At 41.3% G+C, this 21,338-nt stretch carries 22 protein-coding genes and 1 pseudogene; 14 read left to right on the top strand and 9 right to left on the bottom strand.

Annotated features, from left to right (window positions below):
* The first annotated feature begins 469 nt into the window (after nt 1-469).
* The 8 genes and pseudogenes from PCO85_07980 (at nt 470) to PCO85_07945 (ending at nt 7,344) form a co-directional block, all read left to right on the top strand.
* Nucleotides 470-1,642 (top strand): hypothetical protein, encoded by a 1,173-nt coding sequence (locus PCO85_07980; GenBank protein ID WJV55327.1) that lies wholly within the window; start codon nt 470-472, stop codon nt 1,640-1,642.
* Entirely contained in the window at nt 1,639-2,835 is a 1,197-nt protein-coding gene (locus tag PCO85_07975; GenBank protein ID WJV55326.1) for an ATP-grasp domain-containing protein, read from the top strand. The genes PCO85_07980 and PCO85_07975 overlap by 4 nt, the downstream gene beginning before the upstream one ends.
* Entirely contained in the window at nt 2,832-3,326 is a 495-nt protein-coding gene (locus tag PCO85_07970; protein WJV55325.1) for an N-acetyltransferase family protein, read from the top strand. The genes PCO85_07975 and PCO85_07970 overlap by 4 nt, the downstream gene beginning before the upstream one ends.
* Nucleotides 3,327-3,328: 2 nt before the next feature.
* Nucleotides 3,329-4,216: a hypothetical protein gene (locus tag PCO85_07965; GenBank protein WJV55324.1), complete on the top strand. Its 888-nt coding sequence runs from the start codon at nt 3,329-3,331 to the stop codon at nt 4,214-4,216.
* Nucleotides 4,213-5,085, top strand: coding sequence for a diiron oxygenase (locus tag PCO85_07960; protein ID WJV55323.1), 873 nt, complete (start codon nt 4,213-4,215; stop codon nt 5,083-5,085). Before PCO85_07965 ends, PCO85_07960 begins: the two co-directional genes overlap by 4 nt.
* Nucleotides 5,078-5,698, top strand: coding sequence for an FMN-binding negative transcriptional regulator (locus PCO85_07955; GenBank protein ID WJV55322.1), 621 nt, complete (start codon nt 5,078-5,080; stop codon nt 5,696-5,698). Before PCO85_07960 ends, PCO85_07955 begins: the two co-directional genes overlap by 8 nt.
* Before the next feature lie 125 nt (nt 5,699-5,823).
* Nucleotides 5,824-6,166, top strand: a pseudogene (locus PCO85_07950) (transposase).
* 70 nt (nt 6,167-6,236) lie between these two features.
* A protein-coding gene (locus tag PCO85_07945; GenBank protein WJV55321.1) for an IS3 family transposase occupies nt 6,237-7,344 on the top strand; the annotation gives its coding sequence in 2 pieces (ribosomal slippage) (nt 6,237-6,493 and nt 6,492-7,344; 1,110 coding nt in all).
* A gap of 335 nt (nt 7,345-7,679) precedes the next feature.
* On the opposite strand, the gene PCO85_07940 is transcribed toward PCO85_07945, so the two are convergent.
* The 5 genes from PCO85_07940 to PCO85_07920 are packed head-to-tail and all read right to left on the bottom strand — an operon-like array spanning nt 7,680 to nt 12,983.
* Complete coding sequence (locus PCO85_07940) at nt 7,680-8,924, bottom strand: ATP-grasp domain-containing protein (protein WJV55320.1); 1,245 nt, start codon at nt 8,922-8,924, stop codon at nt 7,680-7,682.
* The gene (locus PCO85_07935; protein ID WJV55319.1) at nt 8,921-10,189 is read right to left on the bottom strand and encodes an ATP-grasp domain-containing protein; all 1,269 of its coding nucleotides are present in this window, start codon (nt 10,187-10,189) and stop codon (nt 8,921-8,923) included. The genes PCO85_07940 and PCO85_07935 overlap by 4 nt, the downstream gene beginning before the upstream one ends.
* Nucleotides 10,170-11,405 carry an MFS transporter gene (locus tag PCO85_07930; GenBank protein ID WJV55318.1) on the bottom strand — a complete coding sequence of 412 codons (1,236 nt, stop codon included), beginning with the start codon at nt 11,403-11,405 and terminating at the stop codon, nt 10,170-10,172. Before PCO85_07930 ends, PCO85_07935 begins: the two co-directional genes overlap by 20 nt.
* 17 nt (nt 11,406-11,422) lie before the next feature.
* Nucleotides 11,423-12,505, bottom strand: a complete 1,083-nt coding sequence (locus PCO85_07925) for a thymidylate synthase (GenBank protein ID WJV55317.1) — start codon at nt 12,503-12,505, stop codon at nt 11,423-11,425.
* Complete coding sequence (locus tag PCO85_07920; GenBank protein ID WJV55316.1) at nt 12,495-12,983, bottom strand: nucleoside 2-deoxyribosyltransferase; 489 nt, start codon at nt 12,981-12,983, stop codon at nt 12,495-12,497. The genes PCO85_07925 and PCO85_07920 overlap by 11 nt, the downstream gene beginning before the upstream one ends.
* A 285-nt stretch (nt 12,984-13,268) precedes the next feature.
* On the opposite strand from PCO85_07920, the gene PCO85_07915 reads away from it, so the two are divergent.
* On the top strand, nt 13,269-14,189 hold the full coding sequence (locus tag PCO85_07915) for a LysR family transcriptional regulator (protein ID WJV55315.1): 921 nt from the start codon (nt 13,269-13,271) through the stop codon (nt 14,187-14,189).
* Between the two features lie 212 nt (nt 14,190-14,401).
* Here PCO85_07915 and PCO85_07910 read toward each other — a convergent pair whose 3' ends face one another.
* The gene (locus PCO85_07910) at nt 14,402-14,884 is read right to left on the bottom strand and encodes a hypothetical protein (GenBank protein ID WJV55314.1); all 483 of its coding nucleotides are present in this window, start codon (nt 14,882-14,884) and stop codon (nt 14,402-14,404) included.
* Between the two features lie 69 nt (nt 14,885-14,953).
* On the opposite strand from PCO85_07910, the gene PCO85_07905 reads away from it, so the two are divergent.
* The 3 genes from PCO85_07905 (at nt 14,954) to PCO85_07895 (ending at nt 15,694) form a co-directional block, all read left to right on the top strand.
* A complete protein-coding gene (locus tag PCO85_07905) occupies nt 14,954-15,106 on the top strand; it encodes a hypothetical protein (GenBank protein WJV55313.1) in 153 nt (50 codons plus the stop codon).
* A 144-nt stretch (nt 15,107-15,250) separates the two neighbouring features.
* A complete protein-coding gene (locus PCO85_07900; protein ID WJV55312.1) occupies nt 15,251-15,526 on the top strand; it encodes a hypothetical protein in 276 nt (91 codons plus the stop codon).
* A gap of 6 nt (nt 15,527-15,532) precedes the next feature.
* A complete protein-coding gene (locus PCO85_07895; protein WJV55311.1) occupies nt 15,533-15,694 on the top strand; it encodes a hypothetical protein in 162 nt (53 codons plus the stop codon).
* 268 nt (nt 15,695-15,962) lie between these two features.
* On the opposite strand, the gene PCO85_07890 is transcribed toward PCO85_07895, so the two are convergent.
* Nucleotides 15,963-16,700, bottom strand: a complete 738-nt coding sequence (locus PCO85_07890) for an SDR family oxidoreductase (GenBank protein WJV55310.1) — start codon at nt 16,698-16,700, stop codon at nt 15,963-15,965.
* 527 nt (nt 16,701-17,227) lie between these two features.
* Between PCO85_07890 and PCO85_07885 the strand changes: the two genes are divergently transcribed.
* Nucleotides 17,228-17,836, top strand: coding sequence for an ATP-dependent Clp protease proteolytic subunit (locus PCO85_07885; GenBank protein WJV55309.1), 609 nt, complete (start codon nt 17,228-17,230; stop codon nt 17,834-17,836).
* Between the two features lie 113 nt (nt 17,837-17,949).
* Here PCO85_07885 and PCO85_07880 read toward each other — a convergent pair whose 3' ends face one another.
* Both PCO85_07880 and PCO85_07875 read right to left on the bottom strand, forming a co-directional pair.
* The gene (locus PCO85_07880; GenBank protein ID WJV55308.1) at nt 17,950-18,702 is read right to left on the bottom strand and encodes a LuxR family transcriptional regulator; all 753 of its coding nucleotides are present in this window, start codon (nt 18,700-18,702) and stop codon (nt 17,950-17,952) included.
* A 343-nt stretch (nt 18,703-19,045) separates the two neighbouring features.
* Nucleotides 19,046-19,930 carry a LysR substrate-binding domain-containing protein gene (locus PCO85_07875; protein WJV55307.1) on the bottom strand — a complete coding sequence of 295 codons (885 nt, stop codon included), beginning with the start codon at nt 19,928-19,930 and terminating at the stop codon, nt 19,046-19,048.
* Nucleotides 19,931-20,049: 119 nt separating this feature from the next.
* On the opposite strand from PCO85_07875, the gene PCO85_07870 reads away from it, so the two are divergent.
* Entirely contained in the window at nt 20,050-21,219 is a 1,170-nt protein-coding gene (locus PCO85_07870; protein ID WJV55306.1) for an MFS transporter, read from the top strand.
* Nucleotides 21,220-21,338 lie beyond the last annotated feature (119 nt).

Here is a 21,338-nt window from a genome sequence, read left to right as displayed (position 1 = left end):
GATCGATTGTGATGCCAAACCGCGATCGGAGATGCATGCCAAATCATGATCGATTCGAATGCCAAACAGTGATCGATTCAGATGCCAAACAGTGATCGATTCAGATGCCATTTTGCAGCAGGATATCTCTGTACATTTATCTGAGCTATCTTCTCACAATTCCTGACTTCCAGAACCCCGCTAGTGCCCACTCCGCGAAGCAGAGTACCTGCTCATTATCAGATATTGTTGGAAGAGATTTCTTTTGCACGAAACTCTGTGAGTTTTACAAAGTGACATTTGAAAAAATGTTTCACATACCTGAAAATTAAACATTAAAAAAAATAATGAGATAAATAAAAATAATTACGATTTTTTACGGTTAATTACAAACAAGGGAATGAAAATTCATTGAAATCTCGCTATTTTGAATAAAAAATCGATAAAAATGAATAATAATTTATTCAAAAGATAAGAAGGGAAGCAGTGAATGAGCCGGAGTAGCACTAATTGTATCATAATTCTTACGTTTTTCCTTGCAGCCAGTTTCCTGATTATGCCCTATCTGCTATCAGATATTGCGCCATCTACTGGCCTCACTGTCAGCGAAATGACCATTGGATTAGGGGTCTGTAATGCCGTTGCCGCACTGACGTTGTATCTGCGCCCCGTGTTTTCCCAATCATCGAGAATGCTAACATTGATCATGGTGCTGATCGTGACTGGATCCGTAGCAGTGCTGTCGGGAATGAGCAGCAGCCTGCCATGGATGCTTATGGTTGGCGTGGGGTTAATGAGGATTTCACTGGTTAATTTCAGCGATTTTAACCGCCAGATACATATGCAGACCAATAATGAAGCTGGTATTAAACGTGCACTTTCAACAGCGAATGTAGTGTCGAACGTTGTTTCCTGTTCCGTTCCGCTTGCGGCGGCAGGCATACTGCAAAAATGGGGGATATTGGGTCTGGTAAAGACAGCAGTCTTTCTTGCTCTTTGTTCTGCAGTACTTGCGCCACTTCTTTTCACCCGTAAAGCGTCGCTGAAATCCGTAGCTGTTTTGGGAAAACCTTTGCCTGAGAATACAGTCAGTCGATTCCACAGGTATTGGCCTCTCTATCTTATCGTACTAATGAATTCCATCATTTTCGCATTTATCTTTTCTTATATCCCTCTGAGAATTACTCAGGTTCGACCGGATAAGATTGAGGCTGCTCAGAACTTCATTGCTGTGTATTTCACGGTCAACTCTCTGGCAATCGTCATATTCTCCTTTCCAGTTTTATTCCTTACTGAAAAATTGGGAGTACATGATAAAAAAGTTGTACTGTCTGCAACCTTATTCGCACTTGCCTCCGTCGTCCCTTTCATGGGTTATGAGGGAGAGCTATACAGGATTTTAAGCTCCTCAGTCTTAATGGCCATATCTGAAATACTTTTCCTCCCGTATGTCATCTCTTTTGTTTCTGCATTTAAATCTGAACACAGAGAAATGGTATTAAAAGACGTTACGCTTCTGAGCGTAAGTGTAAGTGCAGCCCTGTCAGCACCCATTGCCGGATTGCTTTATCACGCAGGTAATAAAGGTTTATTATTGTTTATTGTTTCTGGAGTGTCAATATTTATTTTTTGTATACTTAAACTGGAAGGAAGCCTTAAATGAAAGATAAAGTACTTATTATAGGTGCAATCAGCAACTACAGCGTAAAACAGTTCTATAGCGCTGCAATAAAGTTAAATAAAACCCCTATATACCTTTTTCATAAAGAGCATATACCGGACTCGCCTTTACTGAAAGAAGGAAACTATATTGTCACAGATGGGCTCGGAGTCGAGTGTCTTGATGCAATTATGGAAAATATATACACGCTGAAAAATCGTATATTTTCTGTAGTTCCCGGAGGAGAACTGGCAGTTCCCCTGACAGAAAAAATTTGCGCAAGCTTGAGTTTATCCTTTAATCAGGGCGACATTAACCGCTTCCGCAATAAGAAGGTTATGCGCGACTGGCTTTCGAGAGGCATTATATCGCAACCAAAACAGTATGGTATAGTTTCTACTAAGGAAAATATTCAATCCCTACTCGGAGGATTAAAATTCCCCCTCATCATAAAGCCGGTTGATGGAGCAGCGAGTTTTTTTGTAAAAAAAATCGAACATGAAAGTGAATTATCAGATGCAGTTGACGCTATTATTTCCCATAAGCTATCAAAAGCAACCGGTATACGGTTTGAAGGAACGGCTCTTCTGGAACAGTATATAGAGGGAACAGAATACAGTGCAGAAGTCATGGTCCATAAAGGCGTTTGCATTGACTTTTATATCACGCGAAAACTTCTTTCTGATGAACCCTATTTTGATGAAATTGGACATATCTCCCTTTCTCCTGAATATTATCCGAATGGGTGTGAAAAGCTGGTCAATGAAGTCATTGGCGCAATGCAGGTGACAAGCGCGGTTCTACATGTGGAATTCCGTCAGAATGAAAATGGAAAGCTTTATCTCATTGAAGTAGCCTCCAGAATAGCCGGAGATCTGATTTCCAACTTGGTTGAGTTAAAGCATGGCCGTTCGCTTGAGGAGTTCTACCTTCTATCCCGTTCGGAAGATGCAGGAAACTTACATGAAACGCAAAGTGCGCGTCAGGATCCTGATTGTTTTGTCGGTGTCCGTTTCCTGTTTGGTGAGGATGTCGTAGTACCCGGAAAAATAACAAACCTACAAGAGGATATTGCACAGAGATATATCAAAATTTCTGAAAATAGTCCCAAGAATGTTGTCAATCGCACCGGATACATTTTATTCAAAAGCGCAACCTATGAAGACGCCATCAGCTTTATCAGGGGTGCTCAATGATAATCAGACAAGCAATACCGGAAGATCTGCCCACGATATGTGAAATTTATAATCATGCTGTTTTGCATACAGATGCTACATTCGACACGGAAATAAAAAATCCGGAATATTTTACTGAGTTTCTTGAACGTTCAGAGTATTTTTTTTATCTATCCGTTGCGATTGAAGAAGGCAGAGTAATAGGGTTTTCAGGGTTGTATCCGTTTTCGCGTAGAAAAGCCTATGCTGACCTGTCAGAATTAACCTGCTACGTCCACCCTACAGCACACCGGAAATCTGTCGGAACTGCACTGTGCCAGCATGTTAGCGAATACGCCGCTCTGGCAGGCCTTCACACTGTCTTAGCACTATTTAATACCAAAAACATTTCCATGCGGAAAATATGTGAGCGATTGGGATATATATCCAAAGGCGAAATGAGTGAAGTTGCGTTCAAGCTGGAACAGTATCAGTCTCTATCTATTTATCAGAAATTCATGAGGAAAAATTAATTATGCCTGGAACGGCCTATAGTATTATTCTGGATAACTTAAAAAAAGATTCAGACTTTCATGCATTGCTAGATGAAAAAATATCTCCGACAGAATATTTCATGCGCATCAGTGAAAAAAAGAATAAACTGCTTCACGGTGATTTTAATGAAGATATGCTCAATCTATCAGCCAGAATGCCACCAGATCCTGAAAAATATGTAGACACATTGTTGGAGATGCTTTTTGAACATGGAATTATACCTTCAAAAACCTACAACAAGGAGGTGTATGATGAAACCGAGAAAATTTTTTCACACAATTTTAATCATAGAAATAATAAGACCTTCATTTTCCCGGAAGAATCACGCCTTCTTTTTGCGCTTGCAGACATTACAAAGCCTCGAAAAATTGCTTTTATGGGTTCATATTATGCTTTCTGGGCTCTATGGGTACTGCCAGCTTTACCCATAGGGTCTACTGTCTGGTTAATGGACATTGACACTAATAGTCAGGCGCTGGCAACAGAAAATATTAATAATTTAAGCCTAGCAGAGGAAGTGGAAATTATTCAGATCGGCGAGGATGCTATTAAGTATATTAAAAACATTATGGACCTTGACTGGATTGTACTTGATGCGGAAGGACCCAAATATGGTGTCGATGATGATATGATCGATAAAGCAATCTACTACCCTATGATCCGTGAGGGTTACGCCTCACTTCGTGAGGGCGGGATAATGATAGCTCATAATATTCTCCTTAATAACACTACCAACTCTGAATATATCTCAGAAAAAATCAGGTGGAACGAGAAAATGTTTTCAAAATTCATTCCCTTCCTGCAAAAAAACTTCCAGTCCTTCTTACATTTCGAGTCTACTGAAGGTGTAGGAATAGCGAAAAAATGAACATACAGAATGTATTTGAAAGGCAGCACCGGCATGAAAAACTGTGGGCTGAAAATGCGGCGGTAGCAGAGCACAAAGAGATACTTCTTCAGATTGAAGGTATGCAGTATCAACCTGAATATGACGATTTCATTAAGGAATATCTGCCTTTTTACTCGGCGGATATCTGGAATGGGCTGGTACCTGAAAAAAAGAAGCTACTCCTTTCTTTCGGGTGGTTTATGTACAATCAAAAGACCATCATCATTGAACAGGCTGCGCTGACTGAATACTGCAAACTGGTTTTATCGGGTAACTCATCCTTTGCATTCCCCCAATATTTTATTTCCAGACTTGCCCAGGTTCAGGTTGACGAAACTTATCATACGCTGATGTCCTACAAAGGAATCAGTTTATGCCAGAGGATTGAAGAATATAGACTTAGTGTTTTTCCTGATACGGATCTTGCTTTATATATTGATTCGTTACAGTCACTTCCTGCTGCAGAAAAGGAACTAGCCTGGCTGGCCCTTACGACCGTGTGTGAAGTAACCATCAGTAAATATCTCTCTGTTTTACCGGGAGTCATAGGCGTTCAGCCAGCATTTCGCTTTATTACAGATATGCACCGGCAGGATGAAGTTTCACACTCTTCATTGTTCCTAGATTTAATAGCCTTTGCCAATGATGAACTGAGTGAGGAAATGCGCCGCAAGCTTTTCACTTATCTGAAGAAAGGTATTACGGCCCTGAAGTCCCCCGACCAGAGTTCATGGCGTTTCCTCCATGAATTGGCAGGAGTTACTTGTCCTGATTCTGTAAATCCTTTATTTGCTAATTTGTATAATTTTCGTATTCTAAAAAAATACACGGAGGGAGATTATGTCTGACGTGAAAGGAACGGTTATGTCCCCAGAGGAATGCAGTTTTTTCCTCAGCCAATATTCCTTCGGCTCTCTGATTTCACACGACCTGCTAATCAGTCACATTCCTTTTATTTTCTCGGAAGACAATCTTATTGAGACTCATTTGGCGTCAGGTAATCCCCAAATCGAATCGCTGCATAATCAAGCGTGTCTGCTGACAGTTATGGGTCCCCATGCATTTATTTCCACGGAGTATTACAAGGCAAAGCCAGCCGTACCCACATGGAATTATGCCTCGGTTAGCATCAGAGGTATAAGCCGTTGTCTGACATCGGATGAGCTGGAAATGTCCCTAGACAGACTGCTAGCGCGATTTCAGCCGCAGCTGAAGAGCGATAAGCAATCGTTTCCCGATGATTTCAGGCAAAGGCTAATGAGCGGAATTAAGGGAGTGGGCATCGAAGTGACTCAAATTAGTGGAATACTAAAACTAGGGCACCATCGTTCCCTGGCAGACCAATTTGGTGTGTTTAAACAACTGGAACAAAACGGTCAGCAGGGTTACGCCCGGTTTGCACAACAATGGCTGAGGCATTTCCGGCCGTCCATTCTTGATGGTGGCTCTGTTGTACAGTAATCATTCATTATTGAACGGGCAGGTCTGCTGGCAATACAGCAGCCCTGCGGCTTTGTTGAATAAATCGAACTTCTAACTGCAATCAGGATCAGATCTCCACACTCCTGATCCTGTAGCGATATCCCGTGGCAAAGAAAAAATTTAAAATCAACAACTGGGCTGCCTACAACAAGGTTCTTTTCAATCATGGTTCGCTGATATTCTGGCTTGATGAGTCAGCCATCCAGGCCTGGTACGACGAGCCAAAAACTTCTTCGCGTGTTCGTCCGCAGCGTTATTCTGAGCTGGCTATTTCCACCGTACTGATGCTCAAACGCGTCTTTCGCCTCACGCTACGTGCTGCTTAGGGATTAATTGATTCCATTTTTACGTTAATGAAGCTCCCGCTCGTTGCCCGGATATTCCTGCGCCAGCAGGCGAGCCAAGTCCGTGTGCATCTCTTTCAAGAACCCCACACGTGGTGTTGTAGTCCCCCCTGAATTTAGTCTTACCGCACAATGGAGTTCTCTGGTTAAAATACAACCAACGGAGGCTCATCATGAAGAAAGCGCGTTTCACTGAAACTCAGATCCTACGTGTTCTGAAAGAGGTTGAAGGTGGTCGGCATGTGAAGGATGTGTGCCGAGAAAACGGTGTGTCGGAAGCCAGCTATTACAATTGGAAAGCCAAATATGGTGGCATGGAATCCTCTGATATCAAACGAATGAAAGAGCTGGAAGAGGAAAATCGCCGGTTAAAGCAAATGTACGCATCCCTTAGTTTAGATCATGAAATTCTTAAGGATGTTGTATCAAAAAACTTTAACGGTGCCTGAGAAGCGTGAGCTGGTGCGTTACGTCATGACGGAACATCAGGCCAGCGAACGACGCGGGTGCCGGATTATCGGTATTAGTCGAAGCCTGTTGCATTATTGCCCGAACACGGCGCGGGATCTGCCCGTGGTCGAGGCATTACAAAAACTTGCACATCAGCATCCGGCCTATGGTTTTGGCCTTATGTTCAATAAGTTACGTCAAGCAGGATTATCGTGGAATGCAAAACGGGTTTACCGGATCTACCGATTATTAAAACTGAACCTTCGGTGTAAAGGAAAAAAACGCTTACCTAACAGGCATCCACAGCCGTTGGTTATTCCGCATAAAATGAACCACTGTTGGTCAGTTGATTTTATGAGTGATGCCTTGATCGACGGGCGGCGATTCAGGTTATTTAACGTCGTCGATGATTTTAATCGGGAAGCGCTGGCAATCGAGGTTGATTTGAATATACCAGCTCATCGCGTTGTACGCATCCTGGAGCGGTTAAGTGCTGAAAGAGGCTATCCGGCATTTATACGCAGCGATAACGGGCCAGAACTTACAGCCGCTGCTTTAGCTGAATGGGCAGAGTTGCACGGCGTGATACTCGATTTTATTCAGCCAGGCAGGCCAATGCAGAACGGATTTATTGAGCGATTTAACAAAACGCTACGAACAGAAATACTCGATATGTATCTGTTCAGAACACTGTCAGAAGTCCGTGTGCTAACAGAAGACTGGCGCGCAGAATATAACGAAGAACGTCCGCATAGCTCACTGGGTGATATGCCACCCGTTATCTATGCGAGGCAAAAACTGGCCGGAGATCCTCATTGGCGGTGGTACTAAAAACCGGAGGGACTACAAAACCACCTGTTACCCCCATAAAACTCGGTAGCTGTCAACGAAGTTGACAGCTACCGACCCGCTTGCCGACCTGGCCCAACAACCGAATCAGCGAGCTGTTGCCCTACGCCGAAAATAGCTTCAGTTAATATCTGCCAGCTTATTACATTATTTTAATCACACAACGCGACTTCGCGGTTCGGTTACAAACTAAATGCATTGTTACTGACTGTATGATGTTGCTAAACCATCTTAAGGAGATGAGTTTTAGCAACACCAATAAAAAATATATTATTCAGCCAGCCTTCAATGAGATTGATTCAAAATGTTGCGGTGGTTCAGAGGGTTTTCAAAGCGACCTCGAAGCTAACCGGTAGCGACCTAAGTGTTGATTTCTGCAAGTTAAGCAATTCGATTATAGATATATCAAGAGATTTAAACATCCTTTCAATAGCGTCATTATTTCCCCCTGCAATGATATTTCTCGATGTTTTTCCATCGACATTTATAACATCGTCACGATAAACAGTTATGTTCCCAACCTCATTATTAAGTAATAGTGATAATTTATCAGCCAGCCCGCCTCCGATTTGAATCGCGGTGTTATTTTTAAATTCCTCTCGAAATGAATCTATATTCCACTGAGCTAACGAAATGTGATAAAGAGCCTCAAAAGAATTTAACCCACTTGCTGCAGAGCCTAAACAACTTATCCCGCTTATGCGAGGATTGATTTCAAGGAAATAGATATCATCGCCTTTCACAATGAAATCTACACAACAGACTCCAGAATAATCTAGATAAGTTAATAGATTACATAGACGAGTCTTTATATCTTTATTAAGTTGTTCTTTGAAAAAGTAAGGGTTAGACACTCGAACCGTATCAAAATCAGAACGCACACCGCTACTACTGTTGCCAGTAAAGCATGGAGGTTGAAAGAAGTAATTGTTTGGTGTGCCTATAATTTCAACACAGCCTAGATAACCATCGATAAAAGATTCAATTAAAACATTCCGTTGAGCATTTGAACTTAAGTTTTTAAATAAATCATTTTCATCCCTGATTATTTCTATTCCATGGCCCATGCAATCCCACAGAGGTTTTGATATGATAGGGAAATTTAGACGGCTTGCTAATTCAAGCTCTAATTTATTCCCAAATGACTCTTTTAGTAAATTTCCATGGGTAAATTCTCTATCTAAAACTACCCAGTTTGGAGTTGGAAGGAAAAATTTTTCAAAAAGTGATTTAGTGGCTCTTTTATCTGATAATTTATAAATTGCAGTAATGGGGCCAGGGACAGCATCCACATCCTCCAGTAAGGTAACATCCTCAATGGTTCTTTCATTTGGTACTGACCAAGATATTACTCTTTCAATCACTTTTTTTGAAATTGATTCATGATCTATGTTTTCATACAGAGCACCCGGAATCAAAGGAGTAATATTTTTAGGCTGATCCTTCAAAAGAAGAAGCGAATTAGGACTTAAAGCTTTAATTTTTTCCCACGCCATCTCTAAAAATGGAGACGCTTGATTTACATCTAGGGACCGTATGAAAAGTGAAGATGATAATTTCATAAAATATCAACCTTTACTCTTTGTGATAATTCATCCATAGCTTGAAGGACGTAATCTTTACTATTAGAGATGAATATTGCCCAACCCAAACGTTCAATGTTCGTTGAGCCGGGTTTCACATTTGAGCCAAATGGTGCTGTGACCCTTGATTCAATAATTTCAGCATGCGCAAGAGAAGATGGCATCTCAATAGAATTGAATGTGCCTTCTGATTCTGGACGTATAAATTGTATGGCAGAATATCGTTTAGGGTGTGCGGGTGTAAAGTTAGTGGGAAGAATATCCACAGCTTGCTTAGCATAAATAGCCAATGGGTTTTCATCGGTCGAAAGCTCGACCAGACGGGGAATATAATCTCCTGCTGGTCTTGAGCAGCTCTCAATTACGCGAGGTTTTCCTTCATAATCTAACTTTATTTCAGTATGGCTAATCCCATTGGTAATACCTAAAGCAATTACTGCTTTGGCCGCTACATCTAGAACATCATCTCGTAAAAAATCAGGTATTGGCGCCGGGAATATGTGCCCTGTTTCGGCTCGTGCTTTTCCCGGGGTGGTAAATTTCATTGTAACTCCCCAAGGCATATATTTACCTGACAATGAAATACCTTCCACGCTAAATTCCTGCCCTGGAATATATTCTTGAATAAGGATCTCATTACTAAATGGGATGCCATGTGGGTATTCATGAGTCCACTGAGAAGCATCAATAAATGCTTGAGGTAGATCTTTTATCTCATTAATTACTGAAACACCGAAAGACGCTGCGTTCTCTGCCGGCTTAACTACTAAGGGGAACTCTAACTCTTCAAGAGGGAGTTGGTTGATATCATCTTTATTTGTTATCACTGCCTGTAAAGATGGAAGCGGACATTTTGCTTCTGCTAAGGTACGATACATGAAATATTTATTTCTTCTTGCTCTTGACAAAGTAGCGTCAGGTCCACAGAAATTTAGACCATGAGCAACCTCTGCAGCAATGTCTGTTAAAAACTCCCAAGCTACAACTACTCCTGAAACCCTTTTGTTTTTTGATTCTTCAATCAAAGTTTCAATAGCAGCCTCTCTTGCTGAAAAGTCTACAAAGATTAGATCATCAATCATATCATTGAAGCCCTGTAGCATAGAATGATATACATCTTCTGTCGTGGCTATGACTGTATGAAATCCGAGTGAACGAGTCGCTTTGAGGAGCAACTCCCCCCCCATTCCAATTGGTTCAATCACTAAAATAACTTTATTACTGTCAATAGTTGAAATGCTCATTAACTTCTCCTTTTAAGTTTCTGAAACCAATACCAAAAATCAAAATAGTTAGTATTAGAAGAACAGCCCAAGTTGAGTTTTTATTCATATCAAGAAGCCACCCAAATATGGCGGGAGATACCGTCATGCCTATAGACCATGTCATTTGAAAAGCTGCCATATAACTCCCATTTTTTTTTCTGGGTGCTAAGTTAATACTAAGTACATTTACGGAAGGTGTTGACAGCATCTCTGCAAAACTATAGATGAGCATTGCAATTAACAATATGAAGCAAGTAGCTATTTTGTTTTCGATTGTAATGCTTGCACACCAAAAAAGAATAAATGATAAAGTATTTAGGAAATATGATAGTTTTATATTATGCACAGGGTCGTGCCCTTTAGTCCAAGATGCTACATGAGTGCTTAATAAGGCCACGATAATAGTGTTTAGGATTACTAACCCCCCAGAAAAAAAAGGTGATAATCCAAGTTGTTCGGTAGCATAAATTACTATTACCAACGGAATGACCATTGCAGCCAAAACTAAACCAAAATTAACTATAAGTAGTCGACAATAGCTAGTGTCTGAAAACACAGATTTCAAACTTTGTTTTTCTTGATCGTTTAAATCATTTGTCTCATCAAAACTTACTCTTGGTTGCCAAATTCCGAGTGCCAAACAAGACAAAAAATAAAACAAAGATGAAGAGATAATTACATAGTGCAAACTTGTATCAGAATTTATTGATAAAGCTAAAGATGTAAAAATTGTTCCTAATCCAAGCCCAATATTCCTGATAGAAGCAATTAGACCGAACCATGTTTGGGTTCCTTTACAGTCTGAAGCTAATGCTACAAGTCCACGATTGCTAGTCCAAAAAACATGAGAGCCGGCCTGTGTCAAAAACTGGGTAAGTATTATTGTTAAAGGGTCTCTGGCAAAAAGACACATTATAAAACCAATGCCGCTTATGAAATCACCGTAAATGGATAACTTCTTGGGACCAAGTTTATCTAGTAATTGACCAATTAAAATCGGGACCAATGATGCAAGTGCACGACCAACGGCTATAGCTAATCCAATTACGGATAGACTTAACGTCGTTGTCCTGTTGAAGTAAATCATCATAAACGCCATTATCAATCCACTTCCTGTAGCATTTAGAACTGTTGAAGCTACAAAAAGTTTGGAATGATTTATGTTGGGCACTGATACTTTTAATATATTTTTCACGCGGAGACCTTATAGAGCTATGTAGTTAAATTACTGATTGTAGTATTTCTCATAAAATTAAAGGCTTTAAGAAAATCAGGGGATATCTCATTAATTAAATTTAGGGTTTCTTGTGATTTCCACTTACGACTCAAATATTCAATAGCAGCTATGTGAAAATCAGTTTTACCCAGGTCACAAAGGTAATTAATTATAATATCCCTATCAACATTCAAATTTAATGCATTATGAATTTTTAAGAGAATTGCCGCATTTCTAAAGAAATGGTCACTGATTTTGTTTTCAATTTCGCTGGATTTATTGAACTCTCCCATTCTAGAAAAATTTTCAGCCTTAAAGACTAGAGATAAAATTTTGTCGAGCTCATCGATCCCACTAGTAACTGGAGTCGGCTTGACATTAAATTCATACATACTTTTGGGATGTGAAATTTTACTGATTTTCTCAGCTGTAGAATAATGACGGTTGTAAATATGGAATGTCCCGACGTACCATGATAATTTTCCAACTTTCCATCCCAGTGAGTTGGCAATAACCTCGTGTAATACGCTCCATTCAAAGAAATTTATGCCACTAAAACCCCAAATGGCGTCATTAGCACGCACTGTTACATGTAAGTCAAGATAACCATTTCGTTGGATAAAGTGCAGCCAATTGTTGCAGGGTACATCCTTTGTATCCTGGTAATCACTCTCTGGATCAAAAATGTTCATAACTGCGCGTTTAGTTAATGGGTCTTCCTTGAATCGATTAACAACCCCTTCTAATTGGTCAATTTTTCCCTTCCAATTCCTCAGCCTTGGTCCATAAGCCGCTCTCCAAGTCATCTTATCGTCAGAGAAATCTTCAGCACGAGGAAGATAATTAGATAGGAACTCTAAGTCATTTCTTCCCGCCAGAACCCACAATGTTTCGGCAACTTGTGCAAACACATTGTTATTACGATATGGCAACACAAGAAATCTTTCAGTGGGGAAGTTTATTTTCGTTAAGGTAGATAAGATTTCAATTTGTTCTTGGTCTCGAGAACCTACTCTCGCACCATTTTTTAATATTGTGTCGAGAGTGTTGACTAAAGCATTTGTGATATTACGATTCATAGTTTGCCTCATAGCCTAATTTTGCCATTTCACTTTCGATGATGTGATTTGCGTCTTCTACATTGTTATATTCGTAATGACGACAACCTTCACTTCCTGAAATCATGGCAGAGACAACTTTATCTCCCTTCCTGAACAGCGTAATTACGGGAATTCGCCAACTTATTGCAGTTGCAATTTCATAGCCAACACCAAGACTTGGAGTGGTTACCTCTGCAACAACAACTTGAGAGTTTCGCAGCCAGTATAGATCTCTATCATGAATAAACTTATCAGTAAGAAATGATTGGCCACCGATTGATAAATTGTAATCACCTACATGTTCAGTAATTACCTTACCGTATTCTTTCAATTTGTTGATTAACTTTGAGTAAGTCGAGACATCGTCTCTACCTGCTCTAATAGAGCCAGCAAAATAAATGACTAAGGTTTTGTCTGCAGCGATGTAACTGGTGATCGTATGTAATATTTCACTCATTGTTATTTCCCATATAATAAACTTCATCCCCATTCCAATAAATGAAATTAGAGCTATGATTAACTTCCTTTTTTGTTGATATTTCATGATGAAATAAAATATACATCATGAGGTATATTGATATGATTTTTTAATTAGTCTCCTAATCTGATGTCAATTTTCTTAAATGCTTTCGCTAACTGTTCGAATTAACATTTTCGGTAAGACTAAAACGTGTACTTTCCATTGTAAATATAAGTGAATGTACTTACACTAAGGAAAAAAATTCATCAATAAGGTGATGAAATGGATAGCTTCAGAAGTATCAATGCTTTCGTCCATGCTGCTGAACTCAGCAGTTATGCGGCTGCCGCAAGGGTCTTAGGTATCTCTCCATCAGCGATCGCCAAGAGCGTAGCGAGACTTGAGGACGATCTTGGGGTTAGACTTTTTCATAGAACAACGCGCAGTATAGGATTGACTGAAGAAGGAAATGTTTTTTACGAAAGATGCAAATTTATCTTAGGTGAGATTAGAGACACAAAAGCGTTGATCGCAGAGACTCGCGCCTTTCCTAAAGGGAAACTTCATGTGAGTGTCCCGCAAATTTTTGGCCATACATTACTTATGCCATTACTACCTAAATTTTTAGGAAAGTACCCAGATGTTCAACTTGATATAGATTTCGAAGATCGTGTTGTAGATCTCATTGCTGAAGGGGTTGATATTGCAGTTAGAAGTGGAGAACTTGCTGACAACCGACTTGTTGGTAGAAAGTTAGGTGAACAATACTTTGTGGTCTGTGCAAGTAAAAAATACATTGAATCAAATGGCACTCCATCCACGCCCACTGAACTAATGAATCATCATTGTATTCATTTTAAGTATCCGACAAGTGGTCGTATAGCGTCATGGTCTTTCATAAAACCATACGAAGACTTAGATCTTCCAAGAGATCTAATCTTCAACAATACGCATGCAGGTTTACGTGCAGCAATAGAAGGATTAGGGATTGCACACCTCCCAGTTTATGTAGCCGAGGAAGCATTTAAAAAGAAATCACTTATTCCTCTATTAACTCAATTCATGTCACCTTTAGGATCGATGTCATTAATTTGGCCATCAAATAGGCACTTATCTCCTAAAGTTAGAGCTTTTTCCGATTTCATAAGTAACGAATTATCTTCCGGAAAATATCTTTCAAATAACATTGATATATATAAATAAGCTCCCTTATGCGAAAGGTAATCAGGCAACTTAATACACTCTTTCGCATATAAACTTTAAAAGTTTTTTATCTAGCATGCGCTACATTCGTAGTTAAATGCTTTTAATTTAATAAAAATCCCATCAAAAAATGTATTAACGTTGCTCATTTTTCACTCCCCATTGCTAAAATAAACATTCTTCATTTATCATGATATTCGTTATAACGTTACTTATAGGTAAGCGCCATCATCTGAAGAAATATCAATATTCCCCTCTCTAGCAAAACTAAGTTGCTCTTGATAATCTAACATAAATTCCTGCGCAGCTTCATCTGCGATTTTTATTTGATCCTCACATGCAGTAATCGTTGGTTCAAGACCAATATAAAGCCGATGCTTATAGTAAGATATTATTTCACTGTCATGTAATAAATGAATATTAATGGCAGTAGTGTTGGTGTTAATCAGACTCTTAGCCTTTGTAATACAAAGCTCTACATGTTCATGACTATTTAGCCAGCCAGCGATATCATAAAGTAATGATATTAGCTCCTCTGTAGTTGCTATAATATTTCCGCTTATCAAATTAGCGAATGAATTACCAATAGGATTATACACGGAAAGTATAGTTTCTCTTTCTTTATGAGAAAGCTCATCAAGCCACCAGTTCGTCATGTCGAGAAACCCAATACTGCCGTTAATGAATTCCATCATTAACATCCCCCAGTGTCAGCATAGTTGTCACCCCCTCTAAAAAATAAACCTGAGGGCAGGATGTGATAAATGAAACGTATTTCCCCAGAACGTAAAACCAGCGTGTTAGCGAAATTGCTGCCGCCTTACAACATGACTGTCGCGGCAGTTGTGCAGAGGGAAGGGATATTATCATTGGAAACCAAGCCCAAACAGAGAGGAAACCTGTGTGTTGGCGGATAAAGGGGTTTATCTGGCGAGTGAATCAACCTTTTACCGGGTGTTGCGCCACCATGGAGAAGTTCACCACCGCGGTCGCCGTATCAGTATCAAGCCGAGTCGGGTAAAGGCATCGACCACGTTCACCGCCTCCGGGCCTTGCCAGGTGTGGACCTGGACATCACCTGGTTGCCTTCAGTGGTACGTGGTCGTTGGTATTATTTGTATACGGTGGAAGATGTGTTCAGCCGCTGGTGTTGCATGAACGGTGCGGCGATGAAATCGCAGACACTTCAGGTTAAGCTGACAGAGCTGAATATCTCGGCTTCGCACAGTCGACCCCGGGTGAGCAATGATAATGCGGATGTGGAGTCGTTGTTCCGCATACTGAAATATGTGCCAGCGTGGCCGTCGTCGGGATTTAAAACGCGGGAGGAAGCGTGAGTCTGGGTGGATAGGTTTACCGGTTGGTATAACGAAGAGCATCAGCACAGTGGGATAGGTTATGTGACGCCGTTACAGCGGCATACGGGTGAGGACAAGGTGCTGTTGACCCGTAAACCATATAGCCGACATTATGCACGACAACATCCAGATGCCCCTGCTCTGTGATGACCTGCGCAATAGCCGCATCAGCGGAATCCTGAGAAACACATCTAGCTCAGCAGTATGTAATGATCTTTGGCGTAATCCAGCGTGCCAGTTACCTGCGGTGCATTACAGTCTGCGGTATTACGCATGCTGGCGTAAACGGTATGGCCTGCATGGGACAATGCACGTGCAGACAATGGCCACTGGAAGCACCGGTAATCAGAATAACCTGCTTCATGAATTGACACCTGAAGGACGGATAGTCTGGCTATCCGCTCAAATATGAAAATTAAGCGAAACCACCATTAACCCGAATAACCTGGGAGTTTACCCAGCCACCATCAGGACCTACCAGAGTAGCGACAACACTGGCGATTTCGTCTGGTGTCCCGATACGCTCCAGCGGAGCCATTTTTGCGATGGTATGGATTTGCTCTTCACTCTTGCCGTTGAAGAACAGATCTGTGCCGGTTGGCCCCGGTGCCACAGCGTTGACTGTGATGTTCCGACCTCGTAGTTCATTAGCCAGAACATGTACCAGACCTTCCACACCTGCTTTAGAAGCGATATATGGGCCATAAGCCGGGAAGGATTTCGCGATAACGCTGGTGGAAAGTACAACAATACGGCCACCATCGCTGATGTACTCTGCCGCGTTCGCCAGAATCAGGAAGGCACCACGCAGATTGGTGTGGATCACTTTATCGAAATCCGCCAGACCCGCCGTGGTGATTTTCGCCATCGGCATAATGCCGGCGCTGTGTACCACCACATCGAGCTGGCCGCTGATAGCTTTTACTTCTGCAAACAGGCGGCTCACATCGGCTTCGCTAGCAACATCTGCCTGAATAGCGATGGCTTTCCCACCCAGGGAAGTAATCGCCTGAACAGTTTCTCCCGCGCTTACGGCATTGCCTGCATAGTTTACGATAACGGTAAAGCCATCTTTTGCCAGACGTTCTGCAATCGCGCGGCCAATACCACGGGATGCACCGGTAACCAGCGCTGTTTTGTTTGATGTGTTCATTGTTTCTCCCGATATTTTGTTGGGGCACTATCAGTGCCGACTATGTTCGATATGTATACTAGTGTTTATCTCAGAGAGATAAAGGGGGCTAATTTAATATAATAATTCCATTATTATTAACAATAGAGAGCATCGCGCCACCAAAGCGCTAGAAAATCATCCTGAATGTCGCCTACTGGAGCACATCACTCGTCATGTGAGGCCGTCGCTGGACGGTCAGGCATACGAACGTTGCACTCATATACTGTCTGAACTGGATGACGATCAGAACCGGCTGGGTGATTAACGGTTCCGGGATATTTTCCGAGGCATTGCTTGGACCACAGTCAAAATATTATCCAGCAAAGAAATAGCCTGCCTGTTGAATATTAATCGGCAGAATGAAGGGATATCTTTCTCCGGAGCCTGCCCGATAGCAATGAGATCATCCCCGCGCTGGCGCTACCGCCATGGGGCGATATTTTTACCGGGCAATGAGCGCTATACTGGCGTTGAACTTTATAGCTCGAGTAAAGGAGAGCCTGTCAATGTTGTTACCGATTCAGAAAGATGACGACGAAAAAAAGGAAACTGAGCAGAGCAATGCTTCATCGCTTATTCAGCAAAAAATGTTAGAGTCCCGCTCTATCATTATTTCAGGTGAAATCGATCAGAAGCTGACAGAAAAAGTGGTTTCACAGCTTCTGTTACTGCAAGGAATCAGTGCCGATCCGATCAAAATATACATCAATAGTCAAGGTGGACACGTTGAGGCCGCAGATACTATTCATGATATGATCAAATTCATCAAACCCGAGGTACATATTATCGGTACCGGTTGGGTTGCCAGCGCAGGGATTACTATTTTCCTCGCAGCAAAAAAAGAACACCGTTACTCCCTCACTAATACCCGTTTTATGATTCATCAGCCACTTGGCGGCGTCCGCGGCCCGGCCAGTGACATTGAAATTGAAGCCAAAGAGATCATTAGGATGCTGAACCGGGTCAACCAATTGATTGCTGATGCAACAGGACAACCGGTAGAGAAAGTAAAAAAAGATACGGATCGTAACTACTGGATGACACCGCAAGAAGCAATGGACTATGGGATTGTGGGTAAAGTATTGACTCGCTATGAAGATTTGAATCTGGACTAACCGCCCTACTCTTGCTTATTTTATCCCTGGCTCAAGGCCTTATGGCTTTGAGCTACATCATCCTCCCACTCACATGCCTCATCGTCATGAGTGCAGCGAATCAAGTGTTCGCATCATCCACTAGAAGTGGAAAGAATTGGCGTGATAAGCTGCAACTCAATACCGAGTCTAATCGCATGTTTAGCATTTATAGCGCCGATTTTTTTCACAGCATTACCAATATGAAACTTTACGGTACTCACTTTTATACCCAGGATCAGTGCAATTTCCTGATATGTTTTACCTACACTCGCCCAGTACAGGATTTCATTCTCTCGTTGAGAAAAGATTTCTTTATCATTTGACACTTTATTACTATTATTTTTGGTCATATCACGGTAAAGAGAAGTAATTTTCTCATGCGCTGTAATAAGCAACATTTGCAATTTATCTTTATTATTTTCGATCATCTCTTCAATATCACCAGTTTTAAACTTGTTCAGTAAAATAGACAGCATCGCCAAATTATTATTTTGATCATGAAGTACAAAGGTATATCCATTAACAATATTATATCTTTTTGAAAGATTAAATATTTCTGATAGTTTCAAACTTGAATTAATAAGAATGTTTTTCTCTAACCACAGAAAAGGAGAAACTTTATTTAAAGCGGTGAGAACAACGGGATCGATGTGTTGATAATTGCCTTCTTTATATATTTCAATCCATTCATCGGGATAATTGGAAATTACCACTGTTTGTGTCAGATTTTTCTTATTCACGATCATATAAGAATATTTTATATCATTATAATGATTTAATTCCTTATGAAAATAATTTTTCATTATGCTGCTTATAGTTTCGCTATCAAAAAATACCACTGACATTTAATTCCCCCCAATACATTGCCAATGTCCCTATAAGGCTCAAAGCATAGTGTGAAACTATACTTAAGTCTAACTACTATCCCTTTGTCGTTCCCTTTATAATCTTCGAATAATACTGACACGTCTAATAATGCTGTTCTGTTTTCTATTATGGCTAATGCCAGGGAATACTACTGTAGTTAATATATTTTAACCGACCCCTCACCCTCTTGCGCCCTTTTGAAAGGAGCGTAAGAGGGTGGTTCCAATAAATGTGTGATCCTGCTCACTAAAACCAATGCACAGATATTTTAATAATTCATCAAAATTTTTAAATGACTGATGAACTTATGTCAGCCGATTCTCAACTGATTTTTGATAGGCAATCTTGCATAACAAAGTCTTTAAAACGTCTGACGACAAGGCTCGCCTCACGGCTCTTCAGCCAAATCATCAACGTATCAACTTCCCCAATCGCAGGGGTAATAGAATGGCAACGTATATCCAAACTCTGTTCATATTGTTTAACCACATTTTCAGGCAGCATAGCAATGCCCATACCTGCAGCGACACACCCTAAAATAGCCTGAAAAGATCCAAATTCCTGTGGCACGGCATTATCTATACCCTGCTCTTGCAGCCAAAGCACTAAACGGGAACGGTAGTTACAGCCTTGATGAAAAGCGAGCGGTTTATGAACGCGTAAATCAGCGCCAGACATCACGTTTGGATGATCAGCAGAGGTCACCAATACGAGTGTTTCCCTGCATAATATTGCCGAATTCAATTGTTCATGGTTCAGCATTCCGTTATCCGCAACAAAGCCAATATCCAACTCAGATTCCAAAACTTGTTTCACCAAAAATAACGTTGGCGACGTTTTCAGGCTGAGTTCAACAAACGGCATAAGGCGGCTAAAAGCAGAAAGCAATGATGGAAGACGCGTAGCGGCTGTTGTTTCCATCGCGCCAATGCGTAATTGCCCCACCGGTTTTTTATCTCGTAATGACGATGCTGCCTCTTCGATAAGCCCCAGAATTTTGTTGGCATACGTCAGTAAATGCTCTCCTTCGGGAGTGATATAGAGCCGATTCTTCTCCCTGATAAAGAGTGAAACATCCAGACTCGCCTCCAATTGCTTAAGCCGAGTAGTGACATTTGAAGAAACGCAATGCAAACGCTTAGCCGCCGCAGACACCGACCCAGTATCTGCCACCGCCTTAAACAAATTCAAAGAAACACTGTTCATTTAACAATCATCACTTTTAATAAACGTTCAACTTAATAATATTCACTTTTTTTTATCATTTATACAGGCAAGATAACCATTAATGATTAAAAATGATCATGGATCGTGAGTGCTAAAACATGCATAGAGATAGCACGTCAGCTAATCAGCGTCAGCTTGGAACCGCGTTATATGGAATGATTGTGTTAGCTTTGGGCATGGGGATCGGGCGTTTTCTCTACACACCGATGTTACCTGTAATGCTGCATGAAGGTGGATTTACCTTTAGCCAACTCTCTTATATTGCCAGCGCTAACTACGCAGGTTATCTGGTTGGGAGTTTGCTCTTTTCTTTTAATGCTTTTCACCACACCTCCCGTTCACGCTTCCAGCTTCTGATTGCGGCAACCTCCACTGGACTACTGATTTTAGCCATGTCGATGACTATGCATCCCACTGTGGTTATCACTATCCGTTTCCTGGCTGGCGTCGCGAGTGCTGGCATGATGATCTTTGGTTCGATGACGGTGTTGCACTATACCCGTCACCCTTTTGTCATTGCGTCACTATTCGCAGGTGTTGGTACAGGCATCTTATTGGGTAACGAGTATGTGATTGCAGGATTGAATTATGGGCTCTCGGCCAAAAATCTTTGGCTGGGTGCAAGCGTGATGTCAGCCATTTTACTATTGTTACTGGTTTTACTTTCACCGCGTCAATCTGTACCTCTGACCGTTTCTGTCACACGTCCGGTTGAAAGCCAACCGATTGAATGGTGGCAACTTGCCCTGCTTTATGGAATGGCGGGATTCGGATATATCATTGTGGCAACCTATTTACCGCTGATAGCAAAAGGATTGATCGTTCCTTTACTATCAGAACACCTCTGGTCGGTTGTGGGTGTATCTATCATTCCTGGTTGTTATGGGTGGCTATGGGCTGCTGGCCGGTGGGGAATACTTAAAAGTCTCAGCATCAATCTGACCATTCAGGGAATCTGCGTACTGCTGACATTATTCAGTCACTCCACCTTACTTTTCACCCTCGGTTGTATCGGTTTTGGTGCAACATTCATGGGAACAACCTCGCTGGTTATGCCGCTGGCGAAACGACTCAAAACACCAAGGAATATCAATCTTATTGGATTAGTGACACTAACCTACGGCATCGGGCAAGTTATCGGCCCTTTGCTGACCAGTGCACTGTCCTCTAGATCCAATGCTGTCGCGACCGCCACTGTCTGTGGTGCCGTGGCACTGTTTATGGCAGCCGGCATTAGTCTGCTCCATCTTGATAAAGACAAGCGTTAAATTTGATGTAAAAAAGGCGATGAGTGTCAGCAGCGAATACCCATTATCATCCTAATTTTCCTCCAGATCTTAGCATATGGCTGGGCTCATTGAACGACTGTCAACATTAGGTGCTCATT

It is taken from the genome of Prodigiosinella aquatilis (assembly GCA_030388725.1).
Lineage (GTDB): Bacteria > Pseudomonadota > Gammaproteobacteria > Enterobacterales > Enterobacteriaceae > Prodigiosinella > Prodigiosinella aquatilis.
This window is presented reverse-complemented; position numbering and strand designations above follow the sequence as displayed.

Excerpts from the sequence above, each read along its gene's own strand:
- PCO85_07880 (WJV55308.1), bottom strand. The coding sequence starts at position 18,702 with ATGTCAGTGGTATTTTTTGATAGCGAAACTATAAGCAGCATAATGAAA.
- PCO85_07890 (WJV55310.1), bottom strand. The coding sequence starts at position 16,700 with ATGAACACATCAAACAAAACAGCGCTGGTTACCGGTGCATCCCGTGGT.
- PCO85_07870 (WJV55306.1), top strand. The coding sequence starts at position 20,050 with ATGCATAGAGATAGCACGTCAGCTAATCAGCGTCAGCTTGGAACCGCG.
- PCO85_07935 (WJV55319.1), bottom strand. The coding sequence starts at position 10,189 with ATGAGCATTTCAACTATTGACAGTAATAAAGTTATTTTAGTGATTGAA.
- PCO85_07875 (WJV55307.1), bottom strand. The coding sequence starts at position 19,930 with ATGAACAGTGTTTCTTTGAATTTGTTTAAGGCGGTGGCAGATACTGGG.
- PCO85_07970 (WJV55325.1), top strand. The coding sequence starts at position 2,832 with ATGATAATCAGACAAGCAATACCGGAAGATCTGCCCACGATATGTGAA.
- PCO85_07910 (WJV55314.1), bottom strand. The coding sequence starts at position 14,884 with ATGATGGAATTCATTAACGGCAGTATTGGGTTTCTCGACATGACGAAC.
- PCO85_07940 (WJV55320.1), bottom strand. The coding sequence starts at position 8,924 with ATGAAATTATCATCTTCACTTTTCATACGGTCCCTAGATGTAAATCAA.
- PCO85_07925 (WJV55317.1), bottom strand. The coding sequence starts at position 12,505 with ATGAATCGTAATATCACAAATGCTTTAGTCAACACTCTCGACACAATA.
- PCO85_07905 (WJV55313.1), top strand. The coding sequence starts at position 14,954 with ATGAAACGTATTTCCCCAGAACGTAAAACCAGCGTGTTAGCGAAATTG.
- PCO85_07920 (WJV55316.1), bottom strand. The coding sequence starts at position 12,983 with ATGAGTGAAATATTACATACGATCACCAGTTACATCGCTGCAGACAAA.
- PCO85_07975 (WJV55326.1), top strand. The coding sequence starts at position 1,639 with ATGAAAGATAAAGTACTTATTATAGGTGCAATCAGCAACTACAGCGTA.
- PCO85_07980 (WJV55327.1), top strand. The coding sequence starts at position 470 with ATGAGCCGGAGTAGCACTAATTGTATCATAATTCTTACGTTTTTCCTT.
- PCO85_07955 (WJV55322.1), top strand. The coding sequence starts at position 5,078 with ATGTCTGACGTGAAAGGAACGGTTATGTCCCCAGAGGAATGCAGTTTT.
- PCO85_07915 (WJV55315.1), top strand. The coding sequence starts at position 13,269 with ATGGATAGCTTCAGAAGTATCAATGCTTTCGTCCATGCTGCTGAACTC.
- PCO85_07965 (WJV55324.1), top strand. The coding sequence starts at position 3,329 with ATGCCTGGAACGGCCTATAGTATTATTCTGGATAACTTAAAAAAAGAT.
- PCO85_07885 (WJV55309.1), top strand. The coding sequence starts at position 17,228 with ATGTTGTTACCGATTCAGAAAGATGACGACGAAAAAAAGGAAACTGAG.
- PCO85_07960 (WJV55323.1), top strand. The coding sequence starts at position 4,213 with ATGAACATACAGAATGTATTTGAAAGGCAGCACCGGCATGAAAAACTG.